Raw genomic sequence first — 14509 nt, forward strand, 5'->3', positions numbered from 1 at the left:
GATGAACGAACAGGTAGCCGCATTCCCAACCGAGTCCACGCAGCCCAAAGTCCATTTCGAGAGGCTTCGCGAGCATCTGAACCGCCGCATCGTGGGTCAGGAGACGCTGACGGACCGCCTTCTCGTGGCGCTGCTGGCCGATGGCCACCTGCTCGTCGAGGGGGCCCCCGGGCTCGCGAAGACCAAGGCGATCCGAGAGCTCTCGGACGCGGTCGAGGCCGAACACCATCGGATTCAGTTCACGCCGGACCTGCTCCCCGCCGACCTGACGGGCACCGACGTGTATCGACCCGAGGACGGTAGCTTCGCGTTCCAGCGCGGCCCCGTGTTCCACAACCTGGTTCTCGCCGACGAGATCAACCGCGCCCCCGCTAAGGTGCAGTCCGCGTTGCTCGAGGCGATGGCAGAGCGACAGGTCACGGTGGGCCGGCACACCTACGAGTTGCCGAAGCTGTTTCTCGTGATGGCCACGCAGAATCCGATCGAACAGGAAGGCACGTATCCGTTGCCGGAGGCGCAGCTCGATCGGTTCCTGATGCACATTCGGATCGGCTACCCGAACGTCGAGTCCGAAAGAAAAATTCTGCAGCTCGTAAGAGGAGAGGCACGCGGAGAAAATCTCGGGGAGTTCACGACCGTCTCCCAGGCGACAATCTTCGCGGCGCGGGGTGAGGTGTTGGACCTCTACCTCGCTCCGGCGTTGGAGGAGTACGCGATCCAGCTCGTGCTGGCCACGCGCACTCCTTCGGCGTACGGACAGGACCTCGCGAAGGCCGTCCGCTGCGGTGCGAGTCCCCGCGGCACGATCGCCCTGGATCGCTGCGCGCGCGCGCATGCCTGGCTCCGCGGCGCCGAGTTCGTCGCGCCCGAGGACGTCCAGGCCGTTGCGAAAGACGTCCTGCGCCACCGCGTACTGCTGAACTTCGAGGCAGAAGCGGACGGGATGACACCCGACTCGTTCCTCGACGAGCTCATCGCTCGCGTTCCTCTGGTCTGAACCGTGTCTCAGGAACGAGACACAAACTACGGCGTGGTGGCGAGCCTGGACGAACTCGTCCGCCAGCGGTCGCCTTTCCGCTCGGTGGGGATCTCACCCACTGGGCGCGTGCGAACTTTGCAGTCGGGCTCCTACGACTCGGCCTTTCATGGTCGGGGCATGGAGTTCGACGAGTCGCGGGAGTACCAGGCCGGCGACGACGTGAGGACGATCGACTGGCGCGTCATGGCGCGAACTGGCCGCGTTCACACGAAGCTCTTCCACGAAGAGCGCGAGCGACCGGTTCTCCTGCTGGTCGACGCGCGCCTTCCCATGCGCTTCGGCACGCGGGACTCGTTCAAGTCGGTTCTCGCCGCTCGAGCGGCCGCGACTTTGGCGTGGGCCGCTCGCGATGCGGGCGACCGGGTCGGCGGTCTCATCCTCACGCCCTCGGGGCATCGAGAGGTGGCACCGCAACGAACGCGGGGTCGCCTCGTCGGGTTTCTTCGTCAACTGAGCGATGCGACCGCGGACGAGACTGAGGGCACGGCTCTCCCGCTCTCCGAAGGGCTCGCTCGCCTCGGGCGGGTCGCCCGTCCCGGCACGTTGGTGCTTCTCCTGAGCGACTTTCACGATCTCGACGACGACGTCGAGCGCGAGATCGGGCGATTGGCGCGTCGTTGCGACGTCGCGTGTCTACTCGTGCACGACGTGCTCGAGTCGAGCGCGCCGGCGTCCGGGGACTACCGGATCAGTGACGGCGAGCGGGTCCTCCGCCTCCCGACCGAGAACGAAGGTTGGCGTACCGAGTACGCCGAGCGGTTCGCGGAACGACGCAATCGCTTGGAGAAGACGTGCAGTCGCAATCGCGCGGCGTTCCTTCCCCTGCAGACGGGCGAGGACTGCCAGACCGTGCTGCGTGCGGATCGGTTCGCCCGTGCGTTCGGCGGCGCGCGCGCCGCGGGAGGTCAGGCATGAACGCACCCACGGATTTGATGAATGCCGCGGCCGGCGGCGCGCAGGGAGACCCTCTCGCTGCGCTTCGCGGAATTCATTTTCCCGCTGCGGTCGGCATGTGGCCACCGGCCCCGGGCTGGTGGATCGCGCTGGCGGTGGTCGTCGCCTTGCTCGTCCTCACCGTCGTGGGGATCCGGATCCGACGGGCCAGTCTCGCCCACCACGCCCTCTGTGAACTTGAAACCATCGACGGAGCGTCGGCCGACTTCCAGGGGCTGGCGACCTCCGTCTCGGCGCTTCTGCGCCGGGTCGCCCTTACCCGCTTCGGTCGAACCCAAGTCGCCAGTCTGCACGGGTCGGCCTGGCAGGAGTTCCTGTCGGAGACGAGCCCGCGCGAGAAGCGCAGGCGGGTGTCGTTCGACGAGGACATGGGCCAGCTCCTCGCGATGGCGCCGTACGCACCGCCCGGCTCGGCTTCGTTCGAGTTGGAAGGGACGAGCGTAGGACGCAAGGGCGTCGTCGCTGCTGCGCGCGATTGGATCCGGTGGAACACATGATGGAATTCGGTTGGCCTTGGGCCTTTGCGTTGGTGCCCCTTCCCTTTGTCGTGCGCCGCTTCTTCCCCGCTGCGCCGCAGACGCGGGCCGGGGCGCTGCGCGTTCCCTTCTTCGATTCCATCGCCTCGATGCGTGGCGGTCTCCTCCCCCCCACGCTCGGCCGTCGGGCGCTGCTCGCCGTCATGACCACGGCATGGATTTTTCTGGTCGTGGCGGCGGCACGCCCGATGTGGGTCGGCGAGCCCGTCGCGTTGCCGGCAGAAGGCCGCGACCTGATGCTGGCCGTCGACCTTTCGGGCAGCATGGCGCGGGAGGACTTCACTCTCGGTGGGCGCGCGGCCGATCGGCTGACCGTGGTGAAGGAGGTCGCCGAGGACTTCATCGGTCGGCGCGAAGGTGACCGGCTGGGTCTCGTTCTCTTCGGAACGCGAGCCTATCTGCAGGCGCCGCTCACGTTCGATCGACCGACGGTGCAGACGCTGCTCGACGAGGCCCAGATTGGCCTCGCGGGTGAGGAGACGGCGATCGGCGACGCGATCGGGATCGCGACCAAGCGACTCCGCGATCGGCCCGCCGACAGCCGCGTTCTGGTTCTGCTGACCGATGGTGCCAGCAACGCGGGCGCTCTCGATCCTGTCGACGCGGCGCGACTCGCAGCGGCCGAGGGGATCCGCATCTACACGATCGGCGTCGGTGCGGATCAGATTGCGATGCGGAGCGCGTTTGGGACCCGCATGGTGAACCCATCGGCGGACCTCGACGAGCGAGCGCTCTCGGAGATCGCAGACCTCACCGGCGGTGCGTACTTCCGCGCCAAGAATATCGAAGGGCTCGCGAACGTCTATCGCGAGATCGACCGTCTGGAGCCCGCCGTCGCCGAGCCGCTCTACGTACGACCGACCAAGGACCTGTTCGAGTGGCCGCTCGGAATTGCCCTCGCGCTGAGCCTGGGCATCGGACTCGCAGAGATCCGGCCCTCGTTCGGCGCCACCGGCCACGTCTCTTCCGAGGTAGCCTGATGATTCCAACCGACTTTCATTTCGAGCGCCCCCTGTTGCTTCTGGCCCTGCTGCCGGCTGCGTTCGTGCTCTGGCACTGCGTCCGCGCGGCGACGCGTGGGACCGCGTGGCGTGATGCGGTGGATGCGCATCTGTTGCGTCACCTCACTCTCCCCGGAGAGGGAGGCACCCGAACCTGGCCGTTCTGGATGCTCGGCGCCGGCTGGCTTGCTGCGAGTCTGGCGATGGCGGGCCCGAGTTGGGAGCGCGTCGCACAGCCGACGACGAAGACGACCGAGGCCACGGTCGTGGCGCTCGACATGTCCGTTTCGATGGACGCCGAGGACCTCACGCCGTCGCGTCTCGCGCGGGCGCGCTACAAGTTGCAAGACGTTCTCGAGCGTAGCGCCGGCGGACAGGTCGGCCTCGTGATCTACTCGGACGAACCCTTCGTGGCGTCCCCCCTGACCGACGATGGGCGCGTCATCGCGGAGATGATCCCGACGCTCACGAGCGACATCATGCCGGGGCGGGGGAGTCGTCCCGATCGTGCAATCGATCAAGCGGCCGCGCTTCTCGAACAAGCTGGCGTCCCCGGAGGACGGATTCTCGTCTTCGGGGACTCGGCCGGGGACGACCCCTCTGCGACTCGCGCGGCCGCCGCTCGTGCCGCAGAGAGTGGCAGGCGTGTTTCGGTGCTCGCTATCGGAACGCAGGAGGGTGCTCCGGTCCCCGACGGGCGCGGGGGTTTCGCGCGGACGGCGGACGGCGAGAGGTTTCTGGCCAGTGTTCCCGTCGATGAACTTCGGGCGCTCGCGGCGTCGGGTGGCGGTCGGTTCGCGAACTTGACCTCCGGCGAGACCGACCTGGACGTTCTGCTCGCCGAGCGGCTGTCACTTGCGAGCACGAGCGACGATGCGTCGGTATCGGCGGCGAACGTCGAGATCTGGAAGGACGCGGGCGTGTACCTGCTCTTTCTGCCGATCCTGCTCGCGCCGTTGGCCTTCCGACGGGGTTGGCTTGCGGTCGTCCTGATCGGGATCGCGCTCAGTGCGCCGTCCGAAGCGCGAGCCGGCGTGTGGGACGATCTCTGGCAGACCCCGGATCAGCAGGGAGCCGAGGCGCTCGCCGCGGGTGATGCCGAGAGCGCTTCGGACCTCTTCGAGGCGTCCGACTGGCGTGCGGCTGCGCAATACGAGAGCGGCGAATACGAAGAAGCGAGCACCCAGTTTGCGGCGCTGTTCGGGGAGGAGAATCGTTACAATCTGGGGAACGCTCTGGCGCGAACCGGAAAGCTGGAAGAGGCGATCTCGGCGTACGACGAAGTCCTCGAGGCCGAGCCCGGCCACGAGGACGCGACGTTCAACCGAGACCTGGTCGAGAAGCTGCTCGACCAACAACAGCAAGAACAGCAGCAACAGCAGTCGCAGAACGGCGAGGGCTCCGAGGACCCCGAACAGCAGCCCGAGGATGGCGAGGGCCAGGAACAAGAGCAGAGCGAGGCCGACGGGGGCGGCGAGGAACAGCCGCAAGAGAACGCTTCGCAGTCCGGGGGCGAAGGCGCGGAGCAAAAGGAGTCGGTTTCCGAGCAAGCGTCCTCCGAGAGCGAAGGCGAGCCTTCGACCGAGCAACGGGAGACGGCTTCCGGTGAAGGCGAGGAGTCCGAACGAGAGCCGTCCGCTCAGGCGAAGAGCGGCAGTGAGCAGGAAGATCCGTCGAGCGAGCAACAGGCCCAGCGGCCCGAAGTCGAGGAGGGGGACGGATCGAACTCCGTCAGCGACCGCCTCGACGAGGCACTTGAGAATGCCGAGGCCGAGGGGCCGGGCGAGCCGGGTTCCCAGATGGCCGCGACCGAAGCAGCCGAGCCGATCTCCGAAGAGGAGCAGGCTCGCGAACAGATGCTCCGCCAGGTCCCTGACGACCCGTCGGGTCTCCTGCGCGCGAAGATCCATCGCAAGTACGCCGAGAAGCGATTCGCCGAGCAGCAGCGTCGGCTCGTGCAGCAACGAGGAGGCAACTCATGGTGGTGAGCCACATCCGAACCCTGGCCGTCGTCACGGCATTCACCCTCGTGGCCTCGACCGCTTCCGCGGCCGGTCTCGAGGCACGCCTCGGACACTCCGTGGTTCGCGCCGGGGAGCACGTGCAACTCCAGCTTCGTGCGCCCATCGACGGCTCGGTGGCGACGCCCGATCTGTCTCCCCTGGAACGCGACTTCGAGATTCTCGGTACGCAACAGAGTCAGAGAATCACCGTGGTGAACGGACGCCGCGAGGCGAGTGTCGACTGGACGGTCACGCTCCTGCCGCGCAGCACCGGTGAGATCGTGATCCCGCCCCTGCACGCCGGCGCCGCGACGAGCGAGCCGCTTCGGATCCGTGTGGCCGAGGCGGCGCCCCCGCCGAGCCGCGCGGACGCGCCCGACTTGTTCGTCGAGAGCACGGTGGACCAGATCTCGCCGTACGTTCAGGGCGAGGTCCGCTACACGGTGAAAGTGTACGACGGCATCGGGATTCGCGGGGGTGGTCTCACCGCACCGCAGGTCGAGAACGCGCGAGTGACCGTGGCCGGCGAGGGGCGGACCTACGAGGAGACCGTGAAAGGCCGCCGTTACCAGGTCCATGAGCGCGAGTACGTTCTCGCGCCTCAGGCGAGCGGCAAGATGGTCGTCGCCCCGGTGACGCTCGAGGCGCGGATCGCCGACCCGGGCGCGCGCGGCCGGTCGCCGGTCGCCGACTTCTTCGGCGGCCAGGATCCGTTCGGCGCAACGTTCGGACGCTTCGGGTCTGGTCTGTTCGATCAGATGATGAACCCGGGTCGCCAGATCCGGGTGCGCTCGAACGCGATCGAGATCGACGTGCAAGCGCGTCCGGACGGTGCGCAGGGATGGTTCCTGCCCGCCAAGCACGTGGAGATCGCCGAAGCCTTCGAGCCGGCCTCGCCGTCGTTCCGGGTCGGCGAAGCGGTGAAGCGGACGGTGACGCTCCGCGCGCTCGGTGCGTCGGCGGAGCAGCTTCCGGCGTTCGAGATTCCGGCCGTCGAAGGAGTTCGCCAGTACGACGAGGGCTCCCGCGACGGAACCCTGCCAACGGACGATGGGACGGTCTCGGTGCGCGAACAGACCGTTGCGCTCGTGCCCTCGAGCCCGGGCGCGGTGATCCTGCCCCCGGTGCAGGTGACGTGGTGGGATGCGACGAACGAAGTCGAGCGTACCGCGGAGCTGCCCGCGCGCGAGATCCAGGTCCTCCCGGCAATGGGCGCGGCGACCACTGTCCCGGCGCCGGCAAGTGCACCCATTGCCAAGCCGGCCGTAACGAATCCGGAACCGTCGGTGGGCTCGACGGAGCCTGCCGCGAAAGAAACCGGACTTCTCGAGGGATGGCTTCCCGCCCTGGCGGCACTTCTCCTCGGACTCGGGGGTGCTTGGGTCGTTGTGCTGCGCCGCCGGCGTTCCGTGGGTGACCCTGCATCCGAACCCGGTGCGCCCCATCTCCTGAAGGAGGTCCAGAAGGCCTGTGGCGCGGCGGACCCCGCCGGAACGCGGGATGCGCTCGTTCGGTGGGCACGCGCCCGTTTCGGGGTCGGTGCACCGGCGAATCCGCGGATGATCGCGCTTCGTCTGGGGCACGACGAGTTCTCCTCCGAGGCTCTGAGGCTCGATCGCAGCCTGTATGCGCCCGGTGCGGACGCCTTCGATGGGGCGCGCTTCTGGCAGCAACTGCGCCTGGCCCTGCGGGCCGAAGGTGCCGCCGATCGTTCGACGGCGCCGCAGGTTCTCCCGGAGCTCTATCCGTCGAGGTGAATCGCGGATACGCTCGCGCGCGGGGCGAGGAAATACGGACTTTTCCAACCCACGAGGTTCTGCGGGGACGGCTCCTCTCGCTCCGATCGCACCGAGAGCTCCAGGATGACGGCCTTGCCGGCGAACGCGGCGAGGTCGACGGTGGACTTGTTCCAGGCCCGGTCCTCCACCTCCATCGCGGGGTCCAGATCCCTTTCGAACAGGACGTGTCGCGCGGGGTTCAGTGGTTCCTTCAAAACCATTCGGAAGGTGAACGGGCCGCCCTTCACGTCGAGCCACCGGTCGGGGTTCACGCCGAAACCGAAGTTCAGCAGAGTCTGCTTTTCAGGGACGAACACCATGAGGCGAGTTCGTCTGCCGACCGGCTGGGTCAGGACCTCGTCGAACGACCAGGTTTCCCACTTGGCGCCGTTCAACTTCTTGCGGAGCTGACCCGCGAGGGGAATCGGAAGAGACGGGGGCGGTACCTGGAGCCGGAGTCCCATGACGATGGGCCCGTGCGTCTCGCGTGAGAAGACTCGCTCGACCTCGAAGTTCTCGACCAGGTGATCGAACAGCTTCGGCGCGTTGGTTCGGAACGCGCCCAGGTGCTGGTACTGCGAGACACTGTAGATCACGTTCGTGATCCCCTTGTTCTCGAAGTCGGCGATGATCTTCTCGTCGCGGTTCTCGTTCTGCGACGGCCAGACGACGTAGTAGCCACCGGCCGTGGTACGTCCCGCGAGGAACCCCAGCATCGGCTGCACCGGGTACACGGGAACGGGTGTTCCCGGGGGTGCGGCCGCATCGAGGTACTCGACGACGTCTTGAATGATGGGTCCGTTCTGCGGATCGCCGTAGACGCCACCGCGCGGCATGTCGAGCGGCCAATTGATTCGATGCCGCAGGTCGATCATCAGCGCGATGGAAAGACCGAGCGTGCACACCATGACAAAGGCCGTCACGGCGCCTGTCGCTCTGCGCGCAGGAGTCGGAAGCGTCCGCATGGTGTCGTATAGGAGGACGGCACCGAGCGTGATGCTCGGCGGGTACACCATCATGAGGTGGACCCAATCGCGCGGCTTGTTGAACGCCAGCAGGAATCCACCGGCAAACGCGAGGAGGAGAAGCCGTCGTTCACCATAGTCGGGGTCGTCTCCGGCCATACGACCGCGAATGATCTTCGTTCCCCAGAGAGTCGCGGCGGTGAAGTACGATAGGATCGGCGCCCAGTAGAACAGCTTCAGCGTTACGTCCCAGAAGGCCGTGTCGAGGTACAGCGGCCCGCTGCTCATCTCGCTGACGAAACAGCCCGGGCACGGGTACCACCACAAGGTGGCGAGGATGGCAGGGAAGTAGCTGCCGATCTCCGCGCGCAGATTCGAATCCTGACCCCAGAGCGGCCAGAGGTCGGGAAGCGCGGTGAAGTGGAGCTTGTCCATCAGCGTGAATGGGAAGACCCACGTCTGATCGATCATGGCTTCGAGCGCGCCTTGAGACGCGAAGTAGAGAATCGAGGGCACGACGATGGCGAGCGCGGCGAGCCCGAGCGTTGCGCCGGGCAGGAGTGCGCCGAAGAACGTGGGGCGCTTCTTCGCGTCGAGCCACGGGAGAATCAGCAACGCGAGCCCAAGGGAGCCGGTCACGGCGAGCCCGTAGTTCTGTTTGCTCATGATGCCCGCGCCGGCGCACAGCCCGGCGATGAGGACGTAACCGAGGCTGCGTGTTCTTCGATAAACGCAGACGAGTGCGACCGCCGTCGTCATGAGAACGGCGGAAACGAGCGAGTAGCTGTAGATGTGCCAGTGCGGAAAGGCCCAGACGCGGTAGCAGAGCAGAGCGAACACGACGCCGAAACACCAACGACGCGACAGGAGCTCGCGACTAATGCGATAGATGGCCGCGCAGTAGAGTGCGAAGCCGCCCATGGCGAGGATGCGTGTGCTCTCGACGGAGGGCCCGGTGAAGCGAAACCACCACGACAGGAGGTAGAATGCGCCGGGGAACGGCGCGTCGCTCGTGACGTCGCGATACAGGACTTTGCCTCGGTTGAGGTCGTCTGCGATGGCGAGGATGTAGCCCTCGTCCTGAAGGCTGAGCCAGCGGTCATGGATCGGCCACTGGAAGGCGACGGCGACGGCGACTACGGCGAAGCCCAACCAGATGTCGGTGCGGTCGAGCGGCTCCGGGCGGTCCCGGACGACGTCACTCGCGCCGCCGGCGCCTGGGTTCCCGTCACTCATCCGGGCTACGATCACGGATGGCGGTAGCGGCGTCAACGACGGGTGCCGGGGAACTCACGGCTTCATCTGCTTCACGTCGACCGCAACACGTCCGGTGGCGATCGGCGCCTCTGCACCTCGCTGCTCGAGGAAGACCTCGAGCTGCCATCTGCCGGGTGCGCCGAACGGCGGGATGACCATCACGGGTTCGGTCCGCGTTGTGTGCGCCGGTACGTCCGCGAGCAGCCTCGAGAACGGTCCCGAGGGCTGCGTGCGGCCGTCAGGATCTGTCCAGGCGTAGGTCAGCCCGACGAGTCCCTCCGTCGCGACGTTGACCGCGGGCCACGCGCACGGGCTCTCGTTCTCGAAGCGGACCGGAATCGGAATCGGGAACGCCGTCAGCGCAACGACCGCGGGCGCCTCGACCGCGAGGATCCGGCCGGAGCGGCATTCGCTGGCGAGCGCGGCGGTCGGCAGGCCCGTCCAGGTCGCTCTCGTTGGGTTGCCGTCGGCGGTGGCGAGCCGGTCTCGCCACAGACGCTGAGGCTTTCGGGTCACCTCGTAAACCTCGTCCGGCCCGAACCGGGCGATCGGTTCGAGCCCGGCCGTCTGGACATGTTTCCAAAGCGACCGCTCGGATCCGATGAGGTCGTCTCGGTGCACCACGATCCAACGTACGTCGACGGCGTCGACGAGAAACTGCAGAGCGTCCGACGCCGGAAGCTGTCGAATGGCCGTCGTTAGGAACGAAGTCGTGATCGGCTCGTAGCCGCTGTAGCCGTTCACGAGGGGATGCCAGTGCTCGGTGCTCGCCATCATGTAGCGTGCGTTGCGAGCGGCGCCGACGAAATCCCCTTCGATGGATGAGGTTGGGATCTCGAGCACGGCGCCGCCTCGCGACTGCGCGTCGAGCCATTCGTAGACGGGCGCGGCGTTCGCACCCAGGTGGGCGGAGAATACAGGCGACGGGGTCGGTGCGGCGGCTACGGCGCAGGCGACTGCGACGGTGACTCCCGCGCTCGCCTGGAACCACCCCGGGGACCGGCGCGTCCAACGTGCGAAGGCGTGGCCCGCGAGCGCCGCGAGGCCGACGAGCGCGATGATGAAGAAGCGTCGAGGACCGCGAATCGACGAGAAGCCGGGAAGGTAATCGTAGAAGAGCAGGTATGGCGTCGGCAGGGAGACGGCGCCGATCTTCAGGTAAGGCCCGGTCGAGAACAAAACGGCGACACCCACGACGGCCCACAGGGCCCACTCTCGCGCCGTCATGACGATCGGATCGCGCCGGATCGCGCGTGCGAGCCGTTCGGCGAGATCTCCGGCGACGAGGGCGAGGACGGCGACACCGGCGAGCGCCACGAACGCGACGCTGAGGTAGTCCCACGGGGCCCAAGCGTGACCGACGAATCGCGTCGGATCAAACGGCGCGATGATCCCTTCGGCGCGTGCGCGTAGGTACGGCAGTGCAACCGGAGCGGCAATCGCCGCGCCGATTCCCATCGCTGCTACGATGCCGGCGGCGGCACGAAGCGGCTCACGCCGTGTCGCGGTCAAGCGAGCGACGGCATAGGCACCCGCTGCGAACGCGATGAAATACCCTAGATATAGACAGGCAAGGATCTGGAACGCGACGGCGGCAGCCAGTCCGACCAGGTTCCGGAAACGTCGGTGATCGAGCCATAGATCGATCGCCAACAGGGCGAGCGGAAGGGCTCCGGTTGCGAGGTACTGCGGGTGCGGGAATCCCTCTACTCGCCACGGCGCAAACGTGAATGCCGCGCCGGCGACGAGGGCCGCTCCCGCGTTCTTGGTGTGCGAGAACACCAGAGCGAACATCCCGAGCCCGGCGAGCAGAAAGCTCTCGAGCGCCATCGCTTTGAGGACGGCGAGCACGCTTCCGGTTGCCGCGAAGACGGCTCCGGTGACCGGCACGTGCGCGATCATGTTCTCGGACAGTGCGATCGTGTTCGACGCTGGATAGAAGATGTTCCCGTCAAACAAGGCCGTCGGGTCCGTGATCCCGGCTCGGGCGACCCAGCCGAGGATCCACGCGTTGAGCAAGAGGTCGGCGTTCTCGACGGCCGCGAAGAACGACGTGTCGCGCGGAAGCTCGTCGGCCGAGAGGAACCACGGGCGCAGCACCCACGGTGTCATCACGGCGAAGAACATCGCAGCGAGACTGCCCGCGAGCCACGCCCTCTTTCGAGTAACGGACATGGCCTCTCAGGTCTTGCGAATCAGGAGAGGGGTGACCATCTCACGGTGCGCAGCAATCGGCTTTGCCACTGATCTCGGAGGGAAAGCGCATCGTGCATCCACGTGCCGGGCTTCATGTATTGGGGCGGTACCTCGTTGCAGAGCAGGCGCTCCATCGCTTCCGGCCGTTGCACCTTTTGCCAGAGGATCACCTCGCGTCGCTTACCGCTGCCGAAGGCCGTGCGATAGCTTGCGTCGACCGTGAGGATCCGCGGTCCCACCTCGCTCGTCTGTTTCATCTCCTCTGCGTAGTGCGAGCCCGAGCGATCGATGTATTCGTCGAGCTTACCCTCGTACGGCCAGACCGTGTCTTCCATGAAGAGGGCGAGCGGCTTCGCGGCGCCGTCGGTCGGCACCGCGGCGAAGTCGATGTCCTGGCGCGGCGACCAGGGCAGAGGCACGAGCATCTTGGCCTCGACCTCGTGGCGCATCTCGTCGATCCGAGCGGCCCAGTCCGCGAGGTCGCCGGTCTCCACGCGCCGTGCGAGCCGGTCCCAGGCAGCGCCGTCTCGCAGAGCGGTGAGGGTGATGACGCGATACGAGGGACCGGTCCCGTGGGCGTGACGGAGGAAGTACAGGAGGCGTCCGTCGTCGCCCGCCCCGAGGGTCTTCATCCAGCCGTCGCGGTAGACCTCGTCGAACTCCGCCTCGCGTTCGCCGTAAACCTCGTGGGTTTCGTGCAGGAGAAGCATGGCCCCGCTCATATCACGCTTCAGAGCGGACGGGCAGATCGATGGTCACCACGAGTCCGGGGTTCGCGGCGCTCAGGCGGACGTCACCGCCATGCAGGTGAGCGATGGCGCGCACCAGGCTCAACCCGAGCCCGCTTCCGGTCGACGTGCGGCTCGCCTCGAGCCGGCTGAACCGGTCGAAGGCCTTGTCGAAGAAAGCGTCGGGCACTCCGGGCCCATCGTCCGCGACGACGATGCGCACGCGGTCGTCCGCGTTCTCGACCCGACACCGCAGGTGTCCGCCGGTTGGGACGTACTTCATCGCGTTGTCGAGGAGGTTCGTGATGGCCTGTCCGAGAAGGTTCGGGTTTCCGGAGAGACGTGCCGGCGGGCTCTTTTCCATTACGACGGAAAGTCCGGCGTCCTCTGCCGCGGGTTCGTAGATCTCCACGGCGTCTGAGACGATCTTACGGACATCGACGGGCTCGAAGTTCTTCCGGGGTTCACCCGACTCCGCGTGGGCGATCGTGAGGAGCGCGTTGAACATGCCGAGGATGGCGTCGGCATCCTCGATCGTGCCCTCGAGAGCCGCACGATACGCGGCGGGGTCATCCTTTCCGAGGAGTGCGACTTCGATGCGGCTCCTGAGACGCGAGATCGGACTGCGCATGTCGTGCGCGATGTCGTCGGTCACCTCACGCATTGCCGACATCAGGGTGCCGATTCGATCGAGCATCCGGTTCAGGTTCTGGGAGAGCTCGTCGAACTCGTCTCCCCGTCCGGTCTCTGGCATGCGCAGCTCGAGATTGCCCTGCAGGATCTCCTCGCTGTTCTGATTGATCTCGTCGAGGTGGCGCGAGACCCGGCGGCTCAGCAGGTAGGCGCCGCTGACGCCGAGGAGAACCGTGAGGAAGAGTGCGCCTCCGAACGCATTGCCGATCAGAGTGCGGAACCGGGCGCGCTCGCTGACGTTGCGGCCGACCAGAAGTTGCTCCCCGTTCGGCAGGCTATACGTGCGGCCGCGCCCGCGGGCTTTGCTGGTGGCCGCTCCTTCGAGCGGGAACTCGAACAAGTCGCCGTCCTTCTCGATTCCGTTGGGCCACTCGCGCAGGTTGCCTGCAACGTACTGCCGCGTTTTGGTGGCGAGCATGTAGACCGTCGTTCGGCCGGGCTGCTCGGCGGTCGTTCGGGAGACGATCGCGGCCATCTCCGTCACGGTGCGGACGCTCGCGAGTTGGTCGTGCAGGTTTTGCGCATCGTGCTGAATCTGCGCGTCCATCTCGGTTTCGTGCGCGGAGAGCGTCGACCAGTACAAGAAGGCGAGGGCCCCACTCAGCACGAGGATGAACAACGTCGCGTGCAGCAGGGTGTAGCGAAAGATGAGGCTACGGCGTCTCATTCTCCGCCAATCGGTACCCGGCCCCGCGCACGGTGTGGAGAAGAGGGCGCTCGTACCCGGCGTCGATCTTCTGCCGCAGCCGACTGATGTGGACGTCGACGACGTTCGTCTGCGGGTCGAAGTGGTAGTCCCAGACGCTCTCCAGGAGCATCGTCCGCGTTACGACGTGGCCGGCGTGGCGCATCAGGAATTCGAGAATTCGGAACTCGCGCGGCTTCAGGTCGATCGACTGCCCGCTGCGATTCACGGCGCGCGAGAGAAGATCCATTTCGAGATCGGCGACGCGAAGGCTCGTCTCCTGCGCACCGGCGGACCGCGTTCGACGCATCAGAGCTTCGACGCGGGCGAGCAACTCGGCGAACGCGAAGGGCTTCACCAAGTAGTCGTCGCCCCCGGCTTTGAGGCCGGCGACGCGATCGTCGACGCTCCCCATGGCCGACAAGATCAACACCGGAATGTCCGTGCCGTTCTTGCGCAGAGCTTCGATCACCGAGAGACCGTCGACCCCGGGGAGCATCCGATCGACGACGAGAACGTCGTACGGATCCGTGGTCGCCATCATCAGTCCACGAGGCCCGTCTTCGGCGTGGTCGACGACGTAGCCGCTCTCGCCGAGACCCTTGGCGACGTAGCGAGCCGCCTCCAGGTCGTCTTCGATCAGAAGGATCCGCACAGCGTGACTATGCCCGAGT

11 protein-coding genes are annotated in these 14509 nt (G+C 66.7%); 6 read left to right on the forward strand and 5 right to left on the reverse strand.

The window, feature by feature from the left end; translation table 11 throughout:
• The first annotated feature begins 1 nt into the window (after position 1).
• Genes P8R42_26735 through P8R42_26760 form a run of 6 tightly spaced genes read left to right on the forward strand, consistent with a single transcriptional unit; the run spans position 2 to position 7290 of the window.
• Entirely contained in the window at positions 2 to 997 is a 996-nt protein-coding gene (locus P8R42_26735; protein ID MDG2308190.1) for an AAA family ATPase, read from the forward strand.
• Positions 998 to 1000: 3 nt separating this feature from the next.
• Entirely contained in the window at positions 1001 to 1954 is a 954-nt protein-coding gene (locus P8R42_26740; protein MDG2308191.1) for a DUF58 domain-containing protein, read from the forward strand.
• Positions 1951 to 2490, forward strand: a complete 540-nt coding sequence (locus tag P8R42_26745; GenBank protein ID MDG2308192.1) for a DUF4381 domain-containing protein — start codon at positions 1951 to 1953, stop codon at positions 2488 to 2490. The genes P8R42_26740 and P8R42_26745 overlap by 4 nt, the downstream gene beginning before the upstream one ends.
• Entirely contained in the window at positions 2487 to 3509 is a 1023-nt protein-coding gene (locus tag P8R42_26750) for a VWA domain-containing protein (GenBank protein MDG2308193.1), read from the forward strand. Before P8R42_26745 ends, P8R42_26750 begins: the two co-directional genes overlap by 4 nt.
• On the forward strand, positions 3509 to 5518 hold the full coding sequence (locus tag P8R42_26755) for a VWA domain-containing protein (protein MDG2308194.1): 2010 nt from the start codon (positions 3509 to 3511) through the stop codon (positions 5516 to 5518). Before P8R42_26750 ends, P8R42_26755 begins: the two co-directional genes overlap by 1 nt.
• Positions 5509 to 7290 carry a BatD family protein gene (locus P8R42_26760; GenBank protein MDG2308195.1) on the forward strand — a complete coding sequence of 594 codons (1782 nt, stop codon included), beginning with the start codon at positions 5509 to 5511 and terminating at the stop codon, positions 7288 to 7290. Before P8R42_26755 ends, P8R42_26760 begins: the two co-directional genes overlap by 10 nt.
• On the opposite strand, the gene P8R42_26765 is transcribed toward P8R42_26760, so the two are convergent.
• Genes P8R42_26765 through P8R42_26785 form a run of 5 tightly spaced genes read right to left on the reverse strand, consistent with a single transcriptional unit; the run spans position 7275 to position 14490 of the window.
• Complete coding sequence (locus P8R42_26765) at positions 7275 to 9512, reverse strand: hypothetical protein (GenBank protein ID MDG2308196.1); 2238 nt, start codon at positions 9510 to 9512, stop codon at positions 7275 to 7277. The genes P8R42_26760 and P8R42_26765 overlap by 16 nt on opposite strands.
• A gap of 54 nt (positions 9513 to 9566) precedes the next feature.
• Positions 9567 to 11708 (reverse strand): hypothetical protein, encoded by a 2142-nt coding sequence (locus P8R42_26770; protein MDG2308197.1) that lies wholly within the window; start codon positions 11706 to 11708, stop codon positions 9567 to 9569.
• A gap of 20 nt (positions 11709 to 11728) precedes the next feature.
• Positions 11729 to 12439 (reverse strand): hypothetical protein, encoded by a 711-nt coding sequence (locus tag P8R42_26775; GenBank protein ID MDG2308198.1) that lies wholly within the window; start codon positions 12437 to 12439, stop codon positions 11729 to 11731.
• Between the two features lie 13 nt (positions 12440 to 12452).
• Positions 12453 to 13817: a HAMP domain-containing sensor histidine kinase gene (locus P8R42_26780; protein MDG2308199.1), complete on the reverse strand. Its 1365-nt coding sequence runs from the start codon at positions 13815 to 13817 to the stop codon at positions 12453 to 12455.
• Positions 13804 to 14490, reverse strand: coding sequence for a response regulator transcription factor (locus tag P8R42_26785; protein MDG2308200.1), 687 nt, complete (start codon positions 14488 to 14490; stop codon positions 13804 to 13806). Before P8R42_26785 ends, P8R42_26780 begins: the two co-directional genes overlap by 14 nt.
• Positions 14491 to 14509: the final 19 nt, after the last annotated feature.

It is taken from the genome of Candidatus Binatia bacterium (genome assembly GCA_029243485.1).
In the GTDB taxonomy this organism is placed as follows: Bacteria; Desulfobacterota; Binatia; order UBA12015; family UBA12015; genus VGTG01.